We start from the raw sequence: 22,339 nt of genomic DNA on the forward strand, positions 1-22,339 counted from the left end.
GAAAGCGTTCTCCTCCTCCAGCCGCGCCACTTCACGTTTGAGCCGTGCATGTTCGGCCAACTCCAAGCGTTGTGCCTGATCGTCCTGGTCGTGCCGCCGCGCCTGGGCGCGCCAACTGTACAGCTGGGCAGGCTGCAACCCCAGATCACGAGCCACCGTGGTTACCCCTTCTGTGGCCGCTCGCAACAGTGCCTGCTGCCTGAACTCCAGGCTGAACTCCTGCCCCTTTCTGCCTGCCTTGCTCTTGGTCATCGTCCACCTCCTATTGCGATAGTTAATCGCTTATAGGGGTGTCCGTGAAACGGGGGCAAGATCAGATATCCATGAGCGGCACTCCTGCATCGCGCCCGCACGAAGAGGCGGTGATCGAAGAACTGCGTCTTGACCCTGAGTACGCGGCTGGTTACGTTGCCGCTGTACTGGCTGATGGCGATGCTGAAGAACTGCGGCTGTGCTTGCGCCGCGTCGCAGTGGCGTTCATGCCATGTGACTTCAGGTCATTCGACATGACATGAGATCAGGCCGATTCGCCCGCCCCTATACAAGCTGGGCGGACTTTTCCGCGTGGGACACTTCTGGGGCAGCGGTCGGCTTGTGATGGTGTCAAGGGACCCGTGGAATAAATGGGGTCGAGCGAAGCGACGGGGCCCCGTTTATGCCGCGAAAGCCCTTGACGCCAGCGCAAGCCCATCACGCTCCCGGCTGCGCCGGGGGTTGTAGGCCGAAGGCCGTGAAGCAGCCCCCGGTGCTGCCACGTGGCGAACGGCCCCCGGCAGGGCCGCCGGAGGCATTGGTGAGGGAGGCACGATGAAGGTTGAGGCAGCTTGGGACAGCGAGGCGCAGGTTTGGACCGTGACCGACTCAGACGTGCCTGGTCTCGTGGCGGAGGCTCCCGCGATTTCCGATTTGCGCATTAAGCTGAAGGAACTGGTTCCGGAACTGCTTGTTGCCAACGGTATTGACGCCTTGCCTTCTGTCCGTTTCGTGCTGGCCTGCTCATGTGATGAGCCTGCACCTCCGACAGACTTCCGACCGAGACGACGGTTCAATGACGGTTAATGCCGGCTAAGTTGTTGATCTGACGGGCAATGACGGTTAAAGACGGCTATTCGGATTGACTCATAATCCTTTGGTCATTGGTTCAAGTCCAATACGGCCTACCACCCCTTGCCTGCGGCGCCGCATGAATTGGCGCCTTGTTTGAAAGAGCTCGCAATTTCCCGCTACAATTGAGGGCTCCGACGAAACGAAGGTTTCGTTCGAAGCCGGTGTAGCTCAGTCGGTAGAGCAGCTCATTCGTAATGAGAAGGTCGGGTGTTCGATTCATCTCTCCGGCACCAGACAGGAAAGCCCTGGACCTTGCGGTTCAGGGCTTTTTTCATGCGGTCTCCCATTCCATCCGTTGATGCTGCGCAAGGAAAAGTCATACGTGCGCAAGGGTTTCCCCTTGCGTGGCAGACCGGGGCTGTCGCAGGGAGGGCGCTGCCTATAATCGTTGAGGTTCGTACACATCAAAAGCCCCCGAGACGCCGAGGATTCCATGAGCGAAAGCCTTGTTCACGCCGAAGAAGCCCACACCGGACCGATCAAGAACCCCAAGCAGCTTCTGCTCACCGTCTTCTTCGCCTTCGTGGTGCCGGTGTTCCTCATCATCGGGCTGGCGACCTATGTGACCTCGGCCAACAAGCCGGCCGCCGGCGCCATCAATCTCGAAAAAGCCGTTGCCGAGCGCATCCAGAAAGTGGGCACGGTCGAGGTGCGCGATGCCAACCGCCCGTTGCGCGCAGGCGAGGAAGTGTTCAAGGCCCAGTGCTCGGCCTGCCATGCCACCGGTGCGGCCGGCGCGCCCAAGTTCCAGGACGCCGCTGCCTGGGCGCCGCGCATCAAGACCGGCCTCGAAGCGCTGGTGCATTCGGCCCTGACCGGCAAGGGCGCGATGGCACCGCAGGGTGGCGGCGAATTCGACGATACCGAACTCGCCCGCGGCGTGGTCTACATGGCCAATGCGGCAGGTGCGAACTTCCCCGAACCGCAGCGCCCTGCACCGGCCGGCGGTGTGCCGGCGGAAGGCGGCGCTCCCGCTCCGACCGCTGCTGCGGCTCCCGCCGCGCCGGCAGCCAAGTAGTAGGGCCCGTACAGCGCTCGACGAAAAGCCGGGCCCGCGCGAGCGGCCTTTTCCAGGCGGCTCGGAAAGAGGGCGCCTCAGCGCGCCCGGCCCGCCGGGCTGCGCACGAAGCCGAAGCGCCGCGGCAGGTCCCCGGCATCGACTTCCTCGGGCTTCCACAGGCCGTTCTCCACCGCTTCCGCCGCCAGCACCATGTCCTGCGTGTGGACGATGCCCAGGCCGGCGTCGCTCGCCAGGTAGAGTCGGCCTTCACCGTCCACCAGGCTGCCGGTGGCTGTGGCCTGCAGGCCGGTGTGGGCCTGCAAAATGAAGCCCCGCTCGATGCGCCATACCAGGGGCGTGGCTTCGAGTTCCACATACACCCGCTGCGGCCCGTTCTGGAAGAACCAGCGGCCCTGTTCGTCGGCCTCGTAGTTGCGGTGGATGAAGCCGATCAGCTTGTCGTGCTGCAGCGGTGAGCCGCGGGCCTGCGGGAACGGTCCCCGGGCCTGCACCGCGTCGTCGCGCATGTACCAGCGGCCGCGCGCGTCGAGGCCCAGCCAGCCGTAGCAGTCGGGAACGTGGGGCCACTTGGCGATGGCCTGGCGGACGATGTCATCCATGGTGGTCCGATTCTGCAGCAGGCACCGCGGCGGGCCGTGTCGTGGTGATACCGGCCTGCGCGGCCAGCGACCGGCCAACCGCCTCCGGCATGGCCCGCACGTGGCCGGGCCAGCCGCCCTCCAGAAATCCGACATGGCCGCCGTGCGCTGGCTGCCACAGCGTGACGAAGCGGCCGACCTCGGCCGGCGCCGGCAGGCTCGCGGCCGGCACGAAGGGATCGTGGCGCGCGTTGAGGGCCAGCGCCGGCACGCGGATGCGGGCCAGGTGCGGCCGGGCCGAGGCGCGGGCCCAGTAGTCCTCCACGCCGCGGAACCCGTGCAGCGGCGCGGTGAACACGTCGTCGAACGCATGCAGGTCGCGGGCGGCGAGCAGGGCTGCGCGGTCGAACAGCCCGGGGTGCTGGGCCAGCTTGGCCAGCGCCTTGGGCTTCATCGTGCGCAGGAACATGCGGGTGTAGACCTGCCGGTTGAAGCCGGTGCCGATGGCCCGGCCGCCGGCGGCCAGGTCCAGCGGCGAGGACACGGCCGCGACCGCATCGACCAGCCGTGCCGCGCTGTCGCCCGCCTCGCCGGCCCAGCGCAGCAGCGCATTGCCGCCCAGCGAAACGCCCACGGCCAGCACCGGTCCGCGGCGCGGCGCGGCCAGCCGCGCGAGCAGCCAGCCGATCTCCTCGAAATCGCCCGAGTGGTAGGCGCGCGGCGCCAGGTTGATCTCGCCGCTGCAGCCGCGGAAGTGCGGCACCGCGAAGGCCCAGCCCTGCGCCTGCGCGAAGCCGGCGAAGGCCTCGGCATAGTGGCTGCGCGACGAGCCTTCGAGGCCGTGGAACAGCACCAAGAGGGGTGCGCCGTCTGCCGGCGCGGCGGCAGCGCCGTGCCGCCGCAGGAAGTCGACATCCACGAAGTCGCCGTCGGGCGTGGTCCAGCGCTCGCGCCGGTAGGCGGGCGCGGCACCGGTGCCGCGCCGGCCGAACAGCGCCGGCCAGATCGTCTGCAGGTTGCCGCCGGGCAGCCAGCGTGGCGGTGTGAAGGAGAAGGGGGCAGGTGCGGATCGGTGCATGGGGCGTCCAGGCCCCATGCTACCCGGCGGCGCCCGCTTCGGCCGGCGTCTCGGCATCGCCGGGCGCGGCGTAGAGTGCGCAGCGGCCGCGCCCGCGGCGCTTGGCCTCGTACATGGCGATATCGGCGCAGCGCATGAGCGCTTCGGCCTCGTCGCCGTGGTCCGGGCTCAACGCGATGCCGATGCTCGCGCGCAGCCGCACCGGCCGGCCCGCGACCGACCAGGGGCCGGACAGCGCCGCCAGCAGCGCCTCGGCGCGGCGGACGGACTCGGCCGGGGTGCGGATGCCCGGCAGCACGATCGTGAACTCGTCCCCGCCCATGCGCGCCAGCGTGTCGCGCGCGCAGCGCACGGCGCAGCCGGCGGGCCGCTTCGCGCAGGGCCTCGTCGCCGGCGGCATGCCCCAGGCGGTCGTTGATGGTCTTGAATCCGTCGAGGTCGAGCACGAACAGGGCCATCGGCGCGCGGCGGGCGGACGGCGCCAGGCTGCGCACGAGCTGCAGGTCCAGGCCGCGGCGGTTGAGCAGGCCGGTGAGCGGATCGTGCAGGGCCTGGCGCCGCATCGTCTCCTCGCGCTGGCGCGCCCGTGCGGCATCGCGCACCACGGCGACCAGCAGGCCGCCGTCGTCCGCGCTGCATCCCAGGGTCAGGTCCATGTGCAATGCGTGCCCGTCGCGGTGCTGCAGCCGGATGCGGCGGGGCCGGCCCGGGGCGACAGGGCCTTCCCGGGGGCGGAACTGGCGCTCCAGCAGGGCGTCCAGGCGCGCCTGGAGGGCCGCCGGCATCAGCACGGCCACGGACTGCCCGACCAGTTCGCCGGGCGGGTAGCCGGCGATGGCGGCCAGCGCGTGGTTGACCAGCCGGATGCGGCCGCTGCGGTCCATCGCCACGATGCCATCGGGAACGCAATCGAGTACTGCGCCCGCCAGCGCGCCGTTCGCGGCGGCCGGCGGTTCGGACCGCAGAGGATGCAGGGTGGCGGTGTCATGGAGGTTCGGTGCGGCTTGCATGGTGCGGCGGCGGGATTGGTTCGTTGCGCGGGCCGCGTGCTCGCCATGCCTGCGGTGTAGTGCAGGTGGATTCTGCCGCAAGTTCGCCATGTGACTATGGGTTGTAGTTACGCAAGTGGCAGCCGTTCTCCCTAGCGTGTGCGCATGCAGGATCAGAAGCAGCAGTTTGCGCAGAAGTTACGTGCGGCGATGGAAGCGGCCGGATACGAGCCCCGCCCGGCGGTGCTCGAACGCGAGTTCAATATCCGCCACTGGGGCAAGCCGATGACGCTGCACGGCGTGCGCCGCTGGCTGCGCGGCGAGACGGTGCCGGACCATCGCAAGCTGCTCACGCTGTCCCAATGGCTCCAGATACCGGTGCAGGACCTCGCCTATGGCGGCGACGGCAGGCACCGCGTCGGCGAGCGTGCCCCGGCCCCCTGGAACGCGGGGCTCGGCTACCAGGACCGGGAACTGTTCGAGACCTACCTGCGCCTGCCGGTGCCGCAGCGCCGCGTGGTGCGCGAGGTGATCCTCGCGATGGCCAAGGCGCCCGGCCCGCTGGCGAAAGAAGCGGTCTGACCGGGGCGGCGTGGCACCATCGCGTCTTTCCCGATTCCTGGAGCGCAACCCATGCCCGGCCTGCTGCCCGACGTCGATCCCGACGGCCTGCTCGAATTCTCGGTTGTCTACACCGACCGCGCCCTGAACCACATGTCGCGCCGCTTCGTCGCCGCGGCGCAGGACATTCTCGGCATGCTGCGCGAGGTCTACCACGCGCGCACCGCCGTGCTCATCCCCGGCAGCGGCACCTTCGGCATGAAGGCCGTGGCCCGCCAGTTCGCCCACGGCGCCAAGGTGCTGATCGTGCGCAACGGCTGGTTCAGCTACCGCTGGAGCCAGATCTTCGATGCCGGCGCGCTCGGCGGCGGCAGCGCCGTGGTCTGCAAGGCGCGCCGCGTGGGCGAGGGCCCGCAGGCTCCGTGGGCACCGGCGCCGGCCGACGAGGTGGCCGAGGCGATCCGGCGCGAGCGGCCGCAGCTCGTGTTCGCGCCGCACGTGGAGACGGCCAGCGGCATCCTGCTGCCCGACGACTACCTGCGTACCGTCTCGGCCGCCGCGCGCGGGGTGGGCGCGCTGTTCGTGCTCGACTGCATCGCCTCGGGCGCGGTCTGGGTCGACATGGAGGCGACCGGCGTGGACATCCTCATCAGCGCGCCGCAGAAGGGCTGGAGCAGCTCGCCGTGCTGCGCGATGGTGATGCTCGGCGAGCGCGCACGCGAGGCGATCGACGCGACGACGAGCACCAGCTTCGCCTGCGACCTGAAGAAGTGGATGCAGATCGCCGAGGGCTACGTGGAGGGCCGCCATGCCTACCACACCACGCTGCCGACCGACGCGCTGCTGCGCCTGCGCGACACGATGCAGGAGACGCGCGAATACGGCTTCGCCCGCGTGCGCGACGAGCAGTTCGCGCTCGGCGCCAAGGTGCGCGCGCTGCTGGCGTCGCGCGGCTTCGCGAGCGTGGCGGCCCGGGGCTTCGAGGCGCCGGGCGTGGTGGTGAGCTACACGAGCGACCCGGGCATCCAGAGCGGCGCCAAGTTCGCCGCCGTCGGTCTGCAGACGGCCTCGGGCGTGCCCTTGCAGTGCGACGAAGGTCCGGACTTCCAGACCTTCCGCATCGGCCGCTTCGGCCTCGACAAGTGGCACGACCCGGACCGCAGCGTCGCGCACCTGGCCGACGCACTCGACCGCATCGGCAGTGCGGCGGCCGCTACGGCGACAGCAGTCTGAACGCGCGCGGCAGCAGCACGGCGGCCAGCACCACCTGCAGGCCTAGCGCCACGCCGGCATAGGCGCCGGCTTCCGGCTCGACCTGCAGCGCGCGGGCCGCGCTGATGCCGTGCGCGGCCGTGCCGAGCGCGAAGCCGCGCGCCTGCCAGCCCGCGGGCGTGCGCGGAATGCGCAGCAGGTCGAACAGGTACTTGCCCGACAGCGCGCCGACCAGCCCGGTCAGCACCGCGAACACCGCGGCGAGCGCCGGCACGCCGCCGATCGCCTCGGCCACGCCCATAGCCACCGGCGCGGTGACCGACTTGGGCGCGAGCGACAGCAGCACCTCGCGCGGCAGCCCGAGCGCCCAGGCCAGCGCGACGGCGCTGCCGGCCGCGACCGCGCCGCCCGCGAGCGCCGCCGCCAGCAGCCGGCCCCAGCGCGCCCGCAGCGCGCCGCGGCGCTGCCACATCGGCCAGCCGAGCGCGACCACGGCCGGCCCGAGCAGGAAGTGGATGAACTGCGCGCCGGCGAAATAGGTGGGATAGGGCACGCGTGCGGCCAGCAGCGCGAGCGCCAGCACGATCACGCTCCAGAGCACCGGGTTGGCCCAGGGCGCATGGCCGCAGCGCGCGTAGACGGCCTGCGCGCAGGCATACACCACGACGGTGGCCGTCAGCCCGAACAGCGGCGAGGCCGACAGGTAGACCCAGAGCTGCACGAAGTCAGGCACGCGGCGGCTCTCCTTGCGCGGCGCGGTCGCGCAGCGCATGCAGCACCAGCGCCGTGGTCGCAAGGCCGGCCCAGGTCGACAGCACGATCACCGCGAGCAGCCGCAGCCCGTACTGCGACAGCAGCGCCAGGTGCGTCATCACGCCCACGCCGACCGGCACGAACAGCAGCGACAGGTGCGCGAGCAGGAAGTCCGCCGCGCCGGCGACCGCCGAGCGCACCGCCGGCACGAAGAGGCCGGCGAACAGCAGCACCATGCCGACCACCGGCCCCGGCACCGGCAGGCCGAGCGCGCGCGAGAAGACCTCGCCGACGGTCTGGAACAGCAGCAGCCAGGCGATGCCGCGCAGCGCGGCGACGGGCGGCGGGGCGGCCGGTTGGTGTCGGATCATGGCTGGAGTATAGACCTGAAGCGGTTGCTGGGTAAGCGCTGGATGGTACTACCTCCCTCCAGTATTAGAACCGTGGCAACTCCGGATGCGGCAGCTGGCCGCCGCGCACCACCTGCCGGCCGTATTCGGCGCAGCGGTGCAGCGTCGGTATCACCTTGCCGGGGTTCAGCAGGCTGTGCGCGTCGAACGCGCGCTTGACGCCGAACATCTGCTCGCGCTCCTCGGGCGTGAACTGCACGCACATCGAATTGAGCTTCTCCACGCCCACGCCGTGCTCGCCGGTCACGGTGCCGCCCATGGCGACGCTGGTCTCCAGGATGTCGGCGCCGAACCGTTCGCAGCGGCGCAGCTGGTCGGGGTCGTTCGCATCGAACAGGATCAGCGGATGCAGGTTGCCGTCGCCCGCGTGGAACACGTTGGCGCAGCGCAGGCCGTACTTCTTCTCCATCTGCTGGATCGCGAGCAGGATGTCGGCCAGGCGTTTCCTCGGAATGGTCGAGTCCATGCACATGTAGTCGGGGCTGATGCGGCCCGACGCCGGGAAGGCGTTCTTGCGCCCGCTCCAGAAGCGCAGCCGCTCGGCCTCGTCGCGGCTAACCGCGATCGCGGTGGCGCCGGCTTCGCGCAGCACCTCGCTCATGCGGCCGATCTCTTCCTCGACCTCCTCGGGCGTGCCGTCGCTCTCGCAGAGCAGGATGGCTTCGGCGGTGAGGTCGTAGCCGGCGTGGACGAAGTCCTCGACCGCGGCGGTCATCGGCTTGTCCATCATTTCGAGGCCCGCGGGAAGGATGCCCGCGGCGATCACCGCGGCCACCGCGTCGCCGGCCTGTCGCACGTCGCCGAAGCTGGCCATGATGCAGCGCGCGAGCTGAGGCTTCGGGATCAGCCGCACGGTGACCTCGGTCGTCACCGCGAGCATGCCCTCGCTGCCGACCAGCACCGCGAGCAGATCGTAGCCCGCGGCGTCGAGCGCGTCGGAGCCGAACTCGACCGGCTCGCCGTCGACGGTGAAGCCGCGCACCTTGAGCACGTTGTGCACCGTCAGGCCGTACTTCAGGCAGTGCACGCCGCCCGAGTTCTCGGCCACGTTGCCGCCGATGGTGCAGGCGATCTGGCTCGACGGGTCGGGCGCGTAGTAGAGGCCGTAGGGCGCGGCGGCCTCGCTGATCGCGAGGTTGCGCACGCCGCACTGCACCACGGCCGTGCGGCTCGCGGGGTCGATGCGCAGGATGCGGTTGAACCGGGCGAGCGACAGCGTCACGCCGAGCGCATGCGGCATCGCCCCGCCCGAGAGGCCCGTGCCCGCGCCGCGCGCCACCACCGGCACGGCCAGCGCATGGCAGGCGCGCAGCACGGCCTGCACCTGCTCGTAGGTCTCGGGCAACGCCACGGCGAGCGGCCGCTGGCGATAGGCGGTGAGGCCGTCGCATTCGTAGGGCGTGGTGTCTTCCGCGGTCCAGAGCAGGGCATGCGCGGGCAGAAGCCGCAACAGCGCCTGCACGACCTGGGCCTGGCGCTCGGCGCGCAGCAGGCGGTCGGCTTCGTCGGGGCGGGTGGGTGCGTTCATGGGGGCCTCCGTTGTCCGGGCACTCTACGGCAAGCGGCGGGGCGGCGGGCTGAAGAATCGTGCAGCGCCGCTTGAGCCTGGATCAGCCGAGCACCCGGCGCAGCCATTCGGCGAACGCCGCGCATTCCCAGCGCTCCATCGTGCCGGTGCGCCAGCAGAGGTAGTGCGCATGCGGGCTCGGTACGTCATGGTCGAACAGGCGCACCAGCGCGCCGGTGTCGAGCCAGGGCGCGCCCAGGCGCAGCCGCACCAGGCCGATGCCCATGCCGGCCGCGGCGCCGTCGCAGACCAGACCGACGTCGTTGAACTGCGAGCCTTCCGACGGCTCGGGCCAGTCGAGGCCGTTCGCTGCGAACCAGGTGCGCCAGGGCTCCAGCGGGCTGCGCAGCAGCACGTGGCCGGCCAGGTCCTCGGGCCGCTCGACGGGCCCGTGCTCGCGCAGCCACGCGGCCGAGGCCAGTGGCGTGACCACGTCGCGGGCGAGCAGCACGTGTTCCACGTCGGCATAGCGGCCGGTGCCGAAGCGCACCAGCAGGTCGGTGTCCTCGGCGATCACGTCGAGCAGCGGGATCGCCACCTGCAGCGTGATGTCGATCTCGGGATAGGCATCGGTGAACTGGCGCAGCCGCGGCAGCAGGATCGAGCGCGCGAAGGTCGGCGTGACGGCCACGCGCAGTCTGCGCTTGCCCTGCGGCTGCACCGCCGCGCCGGGAAAGCGCCGGAGCGCCAGCAGCCCCTCGCGCACATGGGCCAGGTAGGCGCTGCCGTCGCTGGTGAGCGAGAAGTCGGCCCGGCCGAACAGCTTGGCGCCGATTGCCTGCTCCAGCTGGCGCACGCGGTGGCTGACCGCGCTGGGCGTCACGCAGAGTTCCTCGGCCGCCAGCGTCACGCTGCGCAGCCGCGCCAGCGCCTCGAAGGTCCGCAGGCACTGGATCGGCGGGATGCGCGGGGCGCCGCCGTTCATCGCAGCCGCTACTTGAAGACCACCGTCTTGTGGCCGTTTTGCAGCACGCGGTGCTCGCTGTGCCACTTCACGGCGCGCGCGAGCACCTGGCTCTCGGTGTCGCGGCCGATGGCGGTGAAGTCCTCCACCGTGCGGGTGTGCTCCACGCGGGCCACGTCCTGCTCGATGATCGGGCCCTCGTCGAGGTCGGCGGTCACGTAGTGGGCCGTCGCGCCGATGAGTTTCACGCCGCGGTCGTGCGCCTGGTAGTAGGGCTTGGCGCCCTTGAAGCTCGGCAGGAAGCTGTGGTGGATGTTGATTGCGCGGCCCGCGAGCCTGCGGCAGAGGTCGTCGCTGAGGATCTGCATGTAGCGCGCCAGCACCACCAGCTCGGCGCCTTCGGCCTCGATGATCTCGAACTGCCGCGCCTCGGCCTGGGCCTTGTTGTCCTTGGTCACCGCGATGTGGTGGAACGGCACGTTGTAGCTGGCCGCGAGCTGGTAGAAGTCGCGGTGGTTGCTGATGATGGCGCGGATGTCCACCGGTAGCAGGCCCGACTTCCAGCGGAACAGCAGGTCGTTGAGGCAATGGCCCTCGCGGCTCACGAACAGCACGGTGCGCACCGGCGCGCCGCGCTCGTGCAGCGTCCAGCGCAGCGACAGCGGCTCGGCCAGCACCTGGCGGATCTCGGCTTCGAGCTCGTCCTTCGTGTGGCGGGCGCTCGCGAATTCGACCCGCATGAAGAACAGGCCGGTGCCGGTGTCGTTGTACTGCGCGGCGTCCTCGATGTTGGCGCCGCGCTCGAACAGAAAGCCTGATACCGCGTGCACAATGCCAGCCCGGTCCGGGCAGGACAGGGTAAGAATGTAGGCTTTCGTCATGGAGGCCGATTGTCGCAGTTCGGACTCTCCCGGGGCGGACGCGAAGAGCGAAGGAGGGCGGGTTTGTCGGTTGGCGGTGGGCACGGGCGGGCGTGGGCGGGCGCTGCGATCTATCTGGCGTTCGGCACGTTCTGGGTGCTGGGCAGCGATGTGCTGCTGCGCGCGCTGGTGCGCGACGCGGCGCTCCAGCAGCAGCTCCAGAGCCTCAAGGGCGCAGCCTACGTGCTGGCCACGGCCGTCCTGGCCTGGCGGCTGCTGCGGCGCGCCGGCGCGGCCCGGCGCAGCGCGGGCGAGCGCGACCGGCTGGCCGCCACGGTGTTCGACAACACCATCGAGGGGGCGGTCGTGACGGATGCGGCCGGCAGCATCGTGTCGGTCAACGCGGCCTTCATGCGCATGACCGGCTATGCCGAGCACGAGGTGCTGGGCAAGAACCCCCGCATGTTCAAGTCCGGCCGCCACGGCCCGGACTTCTACGCGCAGATGTGGAAGCAGATCGGCGAGCGTGGCCAGTGGCAGGGCGAGATCTGGAACCGCCGCAAGAACGGCGAGGTCTTCCCCGAGATGATGTCGCTGAGCGCCGTGCGCGACGCCGACGGCCAAGTGCGGCAGTACGTCTGCCTGTTCACCGATCTGTCGGAGCGCAAGGACTCCGAGGCGCGGCTCGAATTCCTGGCCCACTACGACCCGCTGACCGGCCTGCCCAACCGCACGCTGTTCCTGCGCCGGCTGGAGCAGGCCCTGGCCGAGGCCGCCGGCAGCGGCCAGGCGCTGGCCGTGCTGCTGCTGGACGTGGACCGCTTCAAGGACGTCAACGACAGCTACGGCCATCCGGTGGGCGACCAGCTGCTGCGCCACGTCGGCCGCAGCCTGGGCCGGCACCTGCGCCACGGCGACCTGCTGGCGCGCTTCGGCGGCGACGAGTTCGCGATGCTGGTGCGCCAGACGGGCGAGCTGGAGCCGCGCATCGCCGCGATCATGGCCGCGCTGTCGCAGCCCTGGCAGTCGCCCGACGGGCTGGAGCTGGCCTCCAGCGTCGCCCTGGGCGTGTGCCTCTACCCGCTGCAGGCCGCCAGCGCGCAGGAGCTGGTGCAGGGCGCCGACGCCGCGCTCTACCGCGCCAAGCACGAGGGGCGTGGCCTCTACCGCTACTACGCCGACGAGATGACGGCCGCCGCGCGCGAGCGCCTGGCGCTGGAGACGCGGCTGCGCCGCGCCGTCGCCGCCGGCCAGCTGGAGCTGCACTACCAGCCGCAGGTGGAGGTGGCCAGCGGGCGCATCACCGGTGCCGAGGCCCTGCTGCGCTGGAACGATCCGCAGGAAGGGATGGTCCCGCCCGCGCGCTTCATCGCGGTGGCCGAGGAGAGCGGCCTGATCGGCGAGATCGGCGGCTGGGTCATCGCCGAGGCCTGCCGCCAGGGCCAGCGCTGGCGCGCCGCCGGGCTGCCGCCCCTGACGATCGCGGTCAACGTGTCGCCGCGGCAGTTCCTGCTGACCGACGTGGCCGGCTGGACCACGCGCATGCTGGCCGAGACCGGCTTTCCGCCACAGCAGCTGGAGCTGGAGATCACCGAGGGCGCGCTCATGGCGCGCGAGCACGACGGCCTGCGGCTGCTGCGCCGCCTGCGCGAACTGGGCGTGCGCATCGCGATCGACGATTTCGGCACCGGGTATTCGTCGCTCGCGTACCTCAAGCGCTTTCCGCTCGACGTGCTGAAGATCGACCGCAGCTTCATCGCCGACGTCCCCGGCAGCGCCGAGGACACGGCGATCAGCGCGGCCATCATCGCGATGGGCCACAGCCTGGGCGTGCAGGTGCTGGCCGAAGGCGTGGAGACCGCCGCGCAGCTGGAGTTCCTGCGCGGCAAGGGCTGCGATGCGTACCAGGGCTACCTGCGCAGCCGGCCGGTGCCGGCGCAGGCGTTCGAGGCGCTGGTGCGCACTGCGCAGAGGTGAGGGGCTGGGCCCCCATGCTCTCGGCGCAAGCGGCCTGGGGACGCATGGGGCGGGGTATGCGCCGCCTGTCCGGCGCGCGCTCCGGAGTGGATGCCGCAGCGGACCGAGGCAGATGGCAGTGGAATACACCGGTGTGTAAAGGCTGGAGGCCGGCTGTATGAGCTGGCTTCCAATGTATACACTCCTGGGGTATTCAGTGCTTCGGCGCCGTGCGCAGTTCGGCGCAGTAGTCCTTCGCCGCCACGGGCGGCGTGGTCCACACGGCGTCGAAGCGGCCGGCAGCGCCGCCGGCGCCTTCGCCGGCGCGCAGTTGCACGCTGCGGATGCGCAGGTCCGCCGGCAGGTGCTGCGGCACGCCGAGCGCCGCGTCCACATGGCCGGCGCCAGCGATCAGCAAGGCGACGCGCGGCGGCCGCACCGATTCGGCCAGCGCATGGGCCATGGCGCGGTCGCGGGCGATCTGCACCCGCGTCATCGGCCCGGTCTGCGCGGCCGGCAGCAGGCCGCAGTGGCCGTCGCGGATGGCGTCCTGCTGGCGGGCCAGGGCGTCGGGCGCGAGCTGGGCGTCGAGCGAGACGTCCTGCATCGCCAGCCGCAGCGCGCCGCGCGGCAGGTTGGCGCCGATGACCGGCACGCCCGCACGCACGGCGGCCACGACGGCCGGCCCGTAGTCGCCCCAGCGCCAGGCGGAGTCGTTCCAGCGCAGGGCGGCGCGGATGGCGCCTTCGTCCGCAGCGCGCGGCAGGGCGACGGTGGTCGTGCCTTCCTCGGCCATCTCCAGCGCCAGCGCCGCCAGCCGGCCCTGCGCCGCCAGCGCCTGGACCGTTTCGCGCTCGATGCGGTGGTGGTCGGGCGCATCGTGCTGCTCGCCGAGCAGCAGCACGTCGTAGGCCGACCCGAGCGCCGCAAGGCGGGCTGCGGTATCGGTGGCGGCGGTCGGCACGGCGCAGCCGGCCAGCAGCAGCGCCAGGCCGGCCGTGGCAAGCGCGGCGGCAGCCCGCAGGAGGGGATGGGGGCAGCGGGGCATGCGTGGGATACTAGCCGCTCATCATCACGAGACAAACCCACCCCCTGCGGGGGCGGCCGCCGTGCCGGCCGGTTCCTTTTTTCCCCATGCGTCTTCCGCTTCCCGCCCGCGTGGCCGCGACCCTGGCGCTGGCGCTCGCGGCCGCCGGCTTCTGTGTCCGGGTCCGTTCGCCGCTGCCGTGGATGCTCGGGCCGCTGCTGGCTACGGCGCTGGCCTCGGTGCTCGGAGCGCCCACGGCGAGCGCCAGGCCGCTGCGCAACGCCGGGCAGTGGGCCATCGGCGCGGCCCTGGGCCGCTATTTCACGCCCGAGGTGACGGCGCTGGTCGCGAGCCTCTGGTGGGCCGTCGTGCTGGCGGTGCTCTGGGCGCTGGCGCTCGGCACCGCCTTTGGCGCCTGGCTCTACCGGCTGCATGCGCCGCGCATGCACGGCGTGCCGGCGCCGATGATGCGCGCGACCTGCTTCTTCGCCGGCTCGATCGGCGGCGCCTCGGAGATGACGCTGATCGCCGAGCGCGAGGGCACCCGCATCGACCTGGTGGCCGCCAGCCACAGCCTGCGGGTGCTGATGGTGACCGTGTCGATCCCGTTCGCGCTGCAGTGGAGCGGCCTGCACGGCCAGGGGCCGCTGGCTGCGCCGGTGCGGGTGGTGGATGCCGGCGGCCTGCTGCTGCTGATCGCGCTGACCGGCGTGGGCGCGCTGCTGATGCGGCGCCTGGGCCGGGCCAACCCGTGGTTCATCGGCGCGATGGTGGTGTCGATGGCGCTGACCATGTCGGGCACCACGCTGTCGGCCGTGCCGCAGTGGATGTCGAATGCGGCGCAGCTGGTGATCGGCGTGAGCCTGGGCGTGCGCTTCACGTGGGGCTTCGTGCGGATCGCGCCGCGCTGGATGGTGACGGTGGCCATCGGTACGGCCGGGCTGATGGCGGTCAGCGCGCTGTTCGCCTGGGCCCTGGCCCGGCTGACCGGCCTGCCGTGGGCCACGCTGGCGCTGGCCACGTCGCCGGGCGGGATCGCCGAGATGTCGATCACCGCCAAGGTGCTGCAGCTCGGCGTGCCGGTGGTGATCGCCTTCCAGGTCTGCCGCCTGATCGCCGTGCTGCTGCTGGTGGAGCCGCTGTCCCTGCGGCTCTACCGCCGGCCGGCGGTGGAAGCGAATGAGGGAGTATGAGCCCCAGGCCCGCGCAGGGAGCGCGCTACCGGGGCAGGGGGCGAGGGGTATTGGGTCAGTGCACGATGACTGGCTGCTGGGCCAGGCCGGCGTAGCCTTCGAGCGTGTCTTCCACCTCTTCCTGGGTGGGCGTGTTGCGCTGCCATTCCAGGATGCGCTGCTGGAACATCTCGGCCCAGGAGCCGTCCAGGTAGACCTCCTTGCCCGAGCGCTTGTCCACGATCTCGAAGCCGTGGCGGGCGAGCTGGGGCGTGGCGTCGGTGCTGCGGGCGGCGGCCTCGTCGGTCGGGTTCTCGTCCGGCAGCATGTGGACCACCACGAAGGAGTCGGAGTCGTAAAGCATCTGCATGTGTGGTTCCTCGCTTGGTCCTATTGCACCGCAGCCGGCCGCCGGCGCCTGTCATCCTGCACCGCATGGCCCGGCCGGCCGATGCACCCCCTACGTGGCGGCACGGCGGCCGGTTTCAAGATGAAAGCAGCCGGTCCGGCTGCAGGGCGAACCCAGCGTAACACGGTGTTGCGCAGCGTGCGGCGCGGCGCGGGGATGTCCCCGGCAAGGCGTGGCAGGCCGGCCATGCGCGGCCGTCATTCCACCGCGCGCAGCTTCAGGTCGGCCACGTCGCCGCTGGACTGTTCGAGCCGGATGCGCACCGGCAGGTAGCCCAGGTCGGGCGCCAGCCAGATCTCGGCGCGCATGTCGTGGGGCTTGCGCGGCGCGCGGGCGAGCTTCCAGGCCATGCCGCCGCCGGCGGGCAGGTCCAGCTGCTCCTGGCCCTCGACGACGAAGACCCAGGTCTCGGCATCGCGCGCGCTCACCGTCGGGATGCTGATCTGCGCTCCCACCGGGTAGCGCCCGGGGTCGGCCGCCAGCAGGCCCGACAGCTGCAGGAAGACGCTGAGCCGGTCCTGCGTGCCCGGCAGCAGCGGCGCCTCGGGCGTGTTGGCGCTGAAGACCACCTTGCCCCGGTCGTAGTCGAAGTGCGCCGCCCGCTCGCTGCGCGTCTTGTCGGCGAAGCGCACCGGCGCCAGGCCCTGGGGCGTGACCGTACCCTCGCTGGTCTGGCTGCGCGAGCCGACCAGGAAGGCGCCGATCTCCTGCCGCGCGCGGTAGCGGCTGCCGTCGTGCTGCCAGCTCAGCTCGGCCCGCGCGCTGTAGCTGAAGCCCTTGACCTCGCCGCTGGCGTCGAACAGCAGCCGGCGCGAGTCGGGCAGGCGCACCGGCGCGGCCGGGGCGGGAGCCTCCGGCGGCGGCGCGGGCGGGGGCTCCGCGGGGGGCGGAGCCGGGGCGGGCGCGGGGTCGGCCGCCGCCGTGGTGTCGAGCGGAGCGGGAGCCTGCTCCGCAGGCGCGGGTTCGGCTGCCGGCGCGGGCGGCGTCTCGGGCGCGGCGGCCGGTTCGGGCGCCGGCCGGGGAGCGGGGCGCGGCGGGGGCGGGCGCGGCGCCGGCGGCGCAGGGGGAGGCGGTGGTGGCGGCGGCCGGATCGTGCGCGTCAGGAACGGCGGCGGGGGCGGCGGCGGTGCCGCGTCGGCCGACGGCGACCAGCCGCCCGGCACGCCCTCCAGCGCCGCCAGGTGCACGGCCAGCACCAGCGCCGTCAGCAGGGCCAGCGTGGCGGCGGTACGGCGTCGGCGGGAGGAGGGCGATGGTGGCGGCAAGGCGGTTGCGGGGAAGGAAGGGCGGCGCCGGCGCCGGCTGAAAGACAATCGGCCCATGAAACTCGCCACCTACAAAGACGGGTCGCGCGACGGCCAGCTGGTCGTCGTCTCGCGCGACCTGGCCTCGGCCCATTATGCGACCGGCATCGCGAGCCGGCTCCAGCAGGTGCTCGACGACTGGGGCTTTCTCGCGCCCCAGCTGCAGGACCTGTCGGTCAGCCTCCACCACGGCCGAGCACGCCACGCTTTCCCGTTCGACCCGGCCCAGTGCATGGCGCCGCTGCCGCGCGCCTGCCACTGGGCCAGCGCACCCGCCTGGCTGCACACGCTGGAGTCGCCCTGGCTGGCCCGCGGCGAGGCCGTGCCGCCCTCGGCGCTGGCCGCGCCGGCCCTGGTGCGCGGCGCGGCCGACGCGCTGGCCGGCCCGCACGATGCCATCGCCGTCGCCTCCGAGGCGCTGGGCGCGGACTTCGGCGCCGCGCTCGCCGTCGTCACCGGCGACGTGCCGCAGGGCGCCACGGCCGAGCAGGCGCTCGACGGCGTGCGGCTGGTGCTGCTGGCCAACGAGACGGTGCTGCGCAGCGTGCAGGCGGCCGAGGCGCAGGCCGGCGTGCCGCCGCTGCAGTCGCGCGCGCGCACCGCCTTCGCGCCCGTGGCCGTCACGCTCGACGAGTTGGGCGATGCCTGGCAGGGCGGCCGCCCGCACCTCACGGTGCAGACTCACTGGAACGGCCGCAAGGTCGGCCTGGCCGAGTCCGGGCCCGAGATGGCCTTCCACTTCGGCGAGCTGATCGCCCATGCCGCCCGCACCCGGCCGCTGGCGGCCGGCAGCATCGTCGGCGCCGGCCCCGTCGGCAACCGCGACCGTAGCCGGGGCTACGCCACCATCGCCGAAAAGCGCCTGGAGGAGACCCGCCAGGACGGCGCGGCCAGGACCGGCTGGCTGCGCTTCGGCGACACCGTGCGCATCGAAGCGAAGGGCCGCGACGGGCAGCCGGTGTTCGGCGCGATCGAGCAGGAACTGGTCCCGCTGCATGCCCCGGATTGACATGCTCCCGCCGCTCGGCCGCCGCCGCGCCCTGCAATCCCTGCTGCTGGCCGGTGCCGGTTGGGACACCGGCGCCAGGGCGGCGGCGCCGCAGGAGCGCATCGACCTGTGGCCCGGCATGCCGCCCGACGGTCCCGGCCCGGCGGGCGCGCAAGCGGTGAGCGCCAGCGGCGCGATCACCCGGGTCGCCCGGCCCTACATCCGCGTCCTGCGGCCCGACAAGCCCAACGGCGCCGCGGCCCTCGTGGTCGCCGGCGGCGGCTATGTGCGCATCGTTGCCGGCAAGGAAAGCACGCCGGCTGCGCGCTGGCTGCTGTCGCCCGGCGTCACCGCGTTCGAACTCGTCTACCGCCTGCCCGGCGAAGGCTGGGCGCAGCCGCTGGTGCCCTTGCAGGACGGCCAGCGCGCGGTGCGGCTGATCCGCGCCCGCGCGGCGGACTTCGGCGTGGACCCGCAGCGCATCGGCGTGCTCGGCTTTTCGGCCGGCGCCCACCTGGCCGGCATGACGGCCGTGGCGCCCGGCGCCCAGCGCTACGCTCCGGTGGATGCCGCCGACACGCTGTCGGCGCGCCCCGCCTGGGCCGCGCTGCTCTACCCGGTGCTCACCCTGCTGCCGCCGGGCGACCACACCCGCGCCCACCGTGCGCTGCTCGGCGCCCGCGCCGATCCGGCCCGGGCGGCCGCGCTGTCGGTGGAGCGGCTGGTCGATGCGCACACGCCGCCCACCTTCCTCGCGCAGGCGGCAGACGACCCGGTCGCGCCGATCGCCAACAGCCTGCGCATGGACGAGGCCCTGCGTGCGGCGAAAGTGCCAGTCGAACTGCACGTGTTCGACCACGGCGGCCACGGCTGGGGCCTGGGCGAGCCCGGTACCGAGCCGGCGGCCTGGCCGGGGCTGTTCGCGCAGTGGGCTGCGCGGGGCGGCTGCTTCGCCTGATCCCGCGGCAGGTCAGGCCGCCGCGGCAGGCGCCAGACTGGCACACAGCATGTCGGCCAGTGCTTCTCCAGAGGCGTGGGTGTCGCGCGCGCTGCGTGGCGCACCGGAGAAATCCTTGCTGACGGCCGACATCGTCGTCGCGATCAGGTTTGCTGCCGGGGCGCGCGCAGCAGGCCGCGGCGCGCGGCAGGGCTTCGCCGATGAAGTCCTTGAAGAGCTGGCGCCCCCGGGCCTTGACGGCTTCTGCTTTGGGCGCGTCGCGGCAGAGCGGGGCCGCGTCGGCTGAAGCGGCAGGAGAGTGACCGCTATGGGATTATACCCGCTGGGGTATCAGGTTTGGTAGACCGTCTCCAGCGAGCGGAAGCCCTTGACCTCGATCGGATTGCCGGACGGGTCGAGGAAGAACATCGTCCACTGCTCGCCTGGCTGTCCTTCGAAGCGCACCTGCGGCGCCAGCACGAAGTCGGTGCCCGCGGCTTCCAGCCGCTCGGCCAGCGCTTTCCAGTCGGGCAGGGCCAGCGCCAGGCCGAAGTGCGGCATCGGCACCAGATGGTCGCCGACATGGCCGGTGCGCGTGGTGGCGAAGGGCTTGCCCAGGTGCAGCGAGAGCTGGTGGCCGAAGAAGTCGAAATCCACCCAGGTATCGGTGCTGCGGCCTTCGGCGCAGCCCAGGCGTCGTCCGTAGAAATCGCGTGCTTCGTCGAGGTCGCGCACGTGGATGGCGAGGTGGAAGAGGCTGTCGTGCATGGGCGCGAGTGTACGGTTCGCCGGCTGCGCAGCCATCGGCCTGGATGTCCGTGCCATGGCGCGTCGCGTGAACACGGCCCCTGCGGGGCCTGCCCGAAGCGCCGAGGCGCGGCGCCGCGGGCGGTGAAATCGTCTAAGCTGCACTCCATGCCGCGGAGCCGGTTTCCGCGCGCGACCAGGAGGCAGCCATGACCACTTCTTCGCCCCACGACGCCGCAGGCTCGTCTTCCGCCTTCGACTTCTCCCCCTTCGGCCCCGGACTCGACTTCCTCCAGAGCCTCGCCAAGGGCGCGGCCCAGGGCCTGCCGCAGATCCCGGGGCTGGCCAACTGGGTTACGCCCACCTTCGACGCCGAAGAACTCGACAAGCGCATCCAGGAGCTCAAGACCGTCCAGTTCTGGCTGGAGCAGAACGCGCGCACCCTCGCCGCGACGGTGCAGGCGCTGGAGGTGCAGAAGCTCACGCTGGCCACGCTGCGCGGCCTCAACGTGAACACGGCCGACCTGGCGCAGGCCTTCACGATCAAGCCGCCGCCGGCCGAGCGGCCGCCCGAGCCCAAGGCGTCTTCGCCCGCCGCACCGGCGCCGTCGGCAGAAAACAAGACGCCGCCGCAGGACGAAGGCGCCGCAGCGGCTGCACCGCCGCTGATCGACCCTGCGCAGTGGTGGACCCAGCTGATTCACCAGTTCCAGCAGATCGCCTCCACCGCACTGCAGGACGCCGCCCGCGCTGCCGTGCCGGGCGCCGCGGCCGCGGCGCCGGCGCCCGCCAGGGCCAACGCGCCCGCACCCGCGGCACAAAAAAAAGCTCCCGCGCAGAAGACGGCCGCGCCCCGCCGCAAGGCCGGCTGACGCCATGCCCCTGTTTCCCACCGGCCATGCCACGCATCCGCAGTGGCGCATGGCCGCCGCCCTGGCCGTGGCCCAGCTGCGCGCGCAGATGGCGCGGCCGCAGTACGCGCGCGGCGGCCTCGGACTGCTCTACATCACCGACCGCTACGCCGGCCAAGCCGGGGACATCCTCGATTACCTGGCCGGCGAGCTGCCCGAGGTGGCCGACTGGGCCGGCACCGTGGGCGTGGGCATCGTCGCCGGCCAGGCCGAGTACATCGACGAGCCGGCGCTGGCCGTGATGCTCTGCGCATTGCCGTCCACGCAGTACCGCGTGTTCTCGGGCGTAGCGCCGCTGCCGCCGGCCTTCGCCGCACATACCGCGCTGGTGCATGCCGATGGCGGCACGCCCGACGTGGCCGGCCTCGTGGCCGAACTGGCCGGGCGCACCGAGACCGGCTACCTGTTCGGCGGCCTCGCGTCGACCCGCGGGCGCAGCGTGCAGTTCGCCGCCAGCGGCAGCGGCAACATGCGCGGGCAAGGCGCTGCCGGCGCCGTGTTCAGCGGCGGTCTGAGCGGCGTGGCCTTCGGGCCGCAGGTGGCGCTGGTCTCGCGCGTCACCCAGGGCTGCACGCCGGTGGCGGGCGCCCATGCGGTGACGGCGGCCGAGGGCAACGTGGTGACCGCGCTCGACGGCGAGCCGGCCCTGCAGGTGCTGCTGCGCGAGCTGGGCGTGGACCTGTCCCAGCCGCGCGAGGCGCTGGCCGCCGTGCGTGCCACGCTGGCCGGCCTGCAGCGTCCGGGCGATGCCCAGGATGCGGCGGTGCGCAGCACCGGCAACTTCGGCAGCGACGTGCTGGTGCGCCACATCATCGGTCTGGACCCGGCGCGCGAAGGCGTGGCCTTGGCCGACACGGTCGAAGCCGGCATGCAGCTGGCCTTCTGCCGCCGCCATGCCCAGGCCGCGCGGGCCGACCTGATGCGCATCTGCGCCGAGATCCGCGAAGAGCTGGAGCCGGCCGAGCTGACGGCCGAGACCGCCGCTGCGCTCGCCGGCCAGAGCGCCGACACCGAGCCGCATCCGGCGCGGCGCATCGCCGGCGCCCTCTACGTGAGCTGCACCGGCCGCGGCGGGCCGCACTTCGGCACGCCGAACGCCGAGATGCAGATCGTGCGCCATGCGCTGGGCGACGTGCCGCTGGTCGGCTTCTTCGCCGCCGGCGAGATCGCGCGCGGCAGCCTGTACGGCTACACCGGCGTGCTGACCGTGTTCGTGGCGGCGTAGCCGGGCCTTGCCGGACGAGACCCGGGCAGCCGGCGGCTTCCTGGATACTCCTTGGAGGTATGCGTCCCTAGCGAATGATATTGGCGCGCCGGCAAGGGGTCGGGGTGGGGGTATGAAGCCGCTTCCGTCCGCCGTCAGTGGCGGTACGGGTCGTCCGGACGGTGGTCGTAGCGGTTGGGCACGCCGTCGCCGTCGCGGTCCCAGCCCCCGCGCACATGTTGCCAGTGGCCGTCGTGCTCGCGGTACGCGGGCGCGCGCCAGCGGTAGCCGGGGCGGGCACGCTCCCAGTGGCCGGTGCGCCAGACGTACCGGTGGCCGCGCGGCTCCCAGTAGCCCGGCGCCCAGATGAAGCCGGGGCGCGGGGGGGGGGGGCTTCGTAGCGCGGTGGCGGCGGCGGGCCGAGCCGCACGTCGACATGGACCTGGGCCTGGGCCGCCGGTGCGGCCAGCGCGCCGAAGCCGAGCACGGCGGCCGAAGCCGCGGCGGCCGCAAGAAAACGGGTGAACGAGGTCTTCATGGTGTCCTCCAGGGGTTGAATGCGAGCCTTCATGCTTTCCGCGCCGCGTCAAGCCTGTGCGGCTGCAATGTCGCCGGGGCGCGAAAACCCGTGAGTGCATGTATCG

General features: G+C 72.2%; 24 protein-coding genes, 1 tRNA gene and 2 pseudogenes. 13 read left to right on the forward strand and 14 right to left on the reverse strand.

Going from position 1 to position 22,339, the window contains the following annotated elements:
• On the reverse strand, window positions 1–252 hold a 252-nt coding region (locus GAK38_RS18575; protein WP_291781585.1), incomplete at its 3' end, for a transposase.
• Between the two features lie 71 nt (window positions 253–323).
• On the opposite strand from GAK38_RS18575, the gene GAK38_RS18580 reads away from it, so the two are divergent.
• From GAK38_RS18580 to GAK38_RS18595, 4 genes and pseudogenes are all read left to right on the forward strand, one after another.
• The gene (locus tag GAK38_RS18580) at window positions 324–515 is read left to right on the forward strand and encodes a transcriptional regulator (protein WP_325346449.1); all 192 of its coding nucleotides are present in this window, start codon (window positions 324–326) and stop codon (window positions 513–515) included.
• Between the two features lie 292 nt (window positions 516–807).
• Complete coding sequence (locus GAK38_RS18585) at window positions 808–1,059, forward strand: DUF1902 domain-containing protein (protein WP_325346450.1); 252 nt, start codon at window positions 808–810, stop codon at window positions 1,057–1,059.
• A gap of 205 nt (window positions 1,060–1,264) precedes the next feature.
• Window positions 1,265–1,340 (forward strand) — tRNA-Thr (locus GAK38_RS18590).
• Window positions 1,341–1,540: 200 nt separating this feature from the next.
• A pseudogene (locus GAK38_RS18595) lies at window positions 1,541–2,119 on the forward strand (c-type cytochrome); the annotation flags it as partial.
• Between the two features lie 83 nt (window positions 2,120–2,202).
• On the opposite strand, the gene GAK38_RS18600 reads toward GAK38_RS18595, so the two are convergent.
• The 3 genes and pseudogenes from GAK38_RS18600 to GAK38_RS24005 all read right to left on the reverse strand — a co-directional run bounded on the left by GAK38_RS18600 (window position 2,203) and on the right by GAK38_RS24005 (window position 4,884).
• Window positions 2,203–2,727: a DUF2946 family protein gene (locus GAK38_RS18600; protein ID WP_325346451.1), complete on the reverse strand. Its 525-nt coding sequence runs from the start codon at window positions 2,725–2,727 to the stop codon at window positions 2,203–2,205.
• A complete protein-coding gene (locus GAK38_RS18605) occupies window positions 2,720–3,784 on the reverse strand; it encodes a YheT family hydrolase (protein ID WP_325346452.1) in 1,065 nt (354 codons plus the stop codon). Before GAK38_RS18605 ends, GAK38_RS18600 begins: the two co-directional genes overlap by 8 nt.
• Window positions 3,785–3,803: 19 nt before the next feature.
• Window positions 3,804–4,884 (reverse strand): annotated as a pseudogene (locus GAK38_RS24005) (diguanylate cyclase domain-containing protein).
• A 54-nt stretch (window positions 4,885–4,938) separates the two neighbouring features.
• Here GAK38_RS24005 and GAK38_RS18620 point away from each other — a divergent pair.
• Both GAK38_RS18620 and GAK38_RS18625 read left to right on the forward strand, forming a co-directional pair.
• Window positions 4,939–5,355: an XRE family transcriptional regulator gene (locus tag GAK38_RS18620; protein WP_325346455.1), complete on the forward strand. Its 417-nt coding sequence runs from the start codon at window positions 4,939–4,941 to the stop codon at window positions 5,353–5,355.
• Between the two features lie 51 nt (window positions 5,356–5,406).
• Entirely contained in the window at window positions 5,407–6,567 is a 1,161-nt protein-coding gene (locus GAK38_RS18625; protein ID WP_325346456.1) for an aminotransferase class V-fold PLP-dependent enzyme, read from the forward strand.
• On the opposite strand, the gene GAK38_RS18630 is transcribed toward GAK38_RS18625, so the two are convergent.
• The 5 genes from GAK38_RS18630 to purU form a co-directional block, all read right to left on the reverse strand.
• On the reverse strand, window positions 6,548–7,279 hold the full coding sequence (locus GAK38_RS18630; protein ID WP_325346457.1) for an LrgB family protein: 732 nt from the start codon (window positions 7,277–7,279) through the stop codon (window positions 6,548–6,550). The two genes, GAK38_RS18625 and GAK38_RS18630, sit on opposite strands and share 20 nt — an antisense overlap.
• Window positions 7,272–7,670: a CidA/LrgA family protein gene (locus GAK38_RS18635; protein ID WP_325346458.1), complete on the reverse strand. Its 399-nt coding sequence runs from the start codon at window positions 7,668–7,670 to the stop codon at window positions 7,272–7,274. Before GAK38_RS18635 ends, GAK38_RS18630 begins: the two co-directional genes overlap by 8 nt.
• A gap of 64 nt (window positions 7,671–7,734) precedes the next feature.
• Window positions 7,735–9,237 carry an FAD-linked oxidase C-terminal domain-containing protein gene (locus GAK38_RS18640; protein WP_325346459.1) on the reverse strand — a complete coding sequence of 501 codons (1,503 nt, stop codon included), beginning with the start codon at window positions 9,235–9,237 and terminating at the stop codon, window positions 7,735–7,737.
• Window positions 9,238–9,319: 82 nt separating this feature from the next.
• Window positions 9,320–10,201, reverse strand: coding sequence for a LysR substrate-binding domain-containing protein (locus tag GAK38_RS18645; RefSeq protein WP_325346460.1), 882 nt, complete (start codon window positions 10,199–10,201; stop codon window positions 9,320–9,322).
• Between the two features lie 8 nt (window positions 10,202–10,209).
• Window positions 10,210–11,061 carry a formyltetrahydrofolate deformylase gene (gene purU / locus GAK38_RS18650; RefSeq protein ID WP_325346461.1) on the reverse strand — a complete coding sequence of 284 codons (852 nt, stop codon included), beginning with the start codon at window positions 11,059–11,061 and terminating at the stop codon, window positions 10,210–10,212.
• A 63-nt stretch (window positions 11,062–11,124) separates the two neighbouring features.
• Here purU and GAK38_RS18655 point away from each other — a divergent pair, with 63 nt between their 5' ends.
• Window positions 11,125–13,017, forward strand: a complete 1,893-nt coding sequence (locus GAK38_RS18655; protein ID WP_325346462.1) for a putative bifunctional diguanylate cyclase/phosphodiesterase — start codon at window positions 11,125–11,127, stop codon at window positions 13,015–13,017.
• A gap of 193 nt (window positions 13,018–13,210) precedes the next feature.
• Here the strand turns inward: GAK38_RS18655 and GAK38_RS18660 are convergent, their stop codons facing one another.
• Complete coding sequence (locus tag GAK38_RS18660) at window positions 13,211–14,044, reverse strand: ChaN family lipoprotein (RefSeq protein WP_325346463.1); 834 nt, start codon at window positions 14,042–14,044, stop codon at window positions 13,211–13,213.
• Window positions 14,045–14,130: 86 nt separating this feature from the next.
• Between GAK38_RS18660 and GAK38_RS18665 the strand changes: the two genes are divergently transcribed.
• Window positions 14,131–15,216, forward strand: coding sequence for an AbrB family transcriptional regulator (locus GAK38_RS18665; RefSeq protein WP_325346464.1), 1,086 nt, complete (start codon window positions 14,131–14,133; stop codon window positions 15,214–15,216).
• Between the two features lie 55 nt (window positions 15,217–15,271).
• Here the strand turns inward: GAK38_RS18665 and GAK38_RS18670 are convergent, their stop codons facing one another.
• Window positions 15,272–15,565 carry a BTH_I0359 family protein gene (locus tag GAK38_RS18670; RefSeq protein WP_325346465.1) on the reverse strand — a complete coding sequence of 98 codons (294 nt, stop codon included), beginning with the start codon at window positions 15,563–15,565 and terminating at the stop codon, window positions 15,272–15,274.
• A gap of 236 nt (window positions 15,566–15,801) precedes the next feature.
• Window positions 15,802–16,869, reverse strand: a complete 1,068-nt coding sequence (locus tag GAK38_RS18675; protein WP_325346466.1) for a DUF3108 domain-containing protein — start codon at window positions 16,867–16,869, stop codon at window positions 15,802–15,804.
• A 55-nt stretch (window positions 16,870–16,924) separates the two neighbouring features.
• Between GAK38_RS18675 and GAK38_RS18680 the strand changes: the two genes are divergently transcribed.
• The 3 genes from GAK38_RS18680 (at window position 16,925) to GAK38_RS18690 (ending at window position 19,140) form a co-directional block, all read left to right on the forward strand.
• Window positions 16,925–17,917 (forward strand): fumarylacetoacetate hydrolase family protein, encoded by a 993-nt coding sequence (locus GAK38_RS18680; RefSeq protein ID WP_325346467.1) that lies wholly within the window; start codon window positions 16,925–16,927, stop codon window positions 17,915–17,917.
• Window position 17,918: 1 nt separating this feature from the next.
• Window positions 17,919–18,854, forward strand: coding sequence for an alpha/beta hydrolase (locus GAK38_RS18685; protein ID WP_325346468.1), 936 nt, complete (start codon window positions 17,919–17,921; stop codon window positions 18,852–18,854).
• A gap of 115 nt (window positions 18,855–18,969) precedes the next feature.
• Window positions 18,970–19,140: a hypothetical protein gene (locus GAK38_RS18690; protein ID WP_325346469.1), complete on the forward strand. Its 171-nt coding sequence runs from the start codon at window positions 18,970–18,972 to the stop codon at window positions 19,138–19,140.
• A 44-nt stretch (window positions 19,141–19,184) separates the two neighbouring features.
• Here the strand turns inward: GAK38_RS18690 and GAK38_RS18695 are convergent, their stop codons facing one another.
• A complete protein-coding gene (locus GAK38_RS18695) occupies window positions 19,185–19,601 on the reverse strand; it encodes a VOC family protein (RefSeq protein ID WP_325346470.1) in 417 nt (138 codons plus the stop codon).
• Between the two features lie 188 nt (window positions 19,602–19,789).
• Between GAK38_RS18695 and GAK38_RS18700 the strand changes: the two genes are divergently transcribed.
• Together GAK38_RS18700 and GAK38_RS18705 are read left to right on the forward strand one after the other, a co-directional pair.
• A complete protein-coding gene (locus GAK38_RS18700; protein WP_325346471.1) occupies window positions 19,790–20,452 on the forward strand; it encodes a PhaM family polyhydroxyalkanoate granule multifunctional regulatory protein in 663 nt (220 codons plus the stop codon).
• Window positions 20,453–20,456: 4 nt separating this feature from the next.
• Complete coding sequence (locus tag GAK38_RS18705; RefSeq protein ID WP_325346472.1) at window positions 20,457–21,716, forward strand: FIST signal transduction protein; 1,260 nt, start codon at window positions 20,457–20,459, stop codon at window positions 21,714–21,716.
• A 134-nt stretch (window positions 21,717–21,850) separates the two neighbouring features.
• On the opposite strand, the gene GAK38_RS18710 is transcribed toward GAK38_RS18705, so the two are convergent.
• Window positions 21,851–22,333: a hypothetical protein gene (locus tag GAK38_RS18710; RefSeq protein WP_443089245.1), complete on the reverse strand. Its 483-nt coding sequence runs from the start codon at window positions 22,331–22,333 to the stop codon at window positions 21,851–21,853.
• Window positions 22,334–22,339: the final 6 nt, after the last annotated feature.

The sequence above is a fragment of the Xylophilus sp. genome (assembly GCA_009914555.1).
Lineage (GTDB): Bacteria > Pseudomonadota > Gammaproteobacteria > Burkholderiales > Burkholderiaceae_C > WNDY01.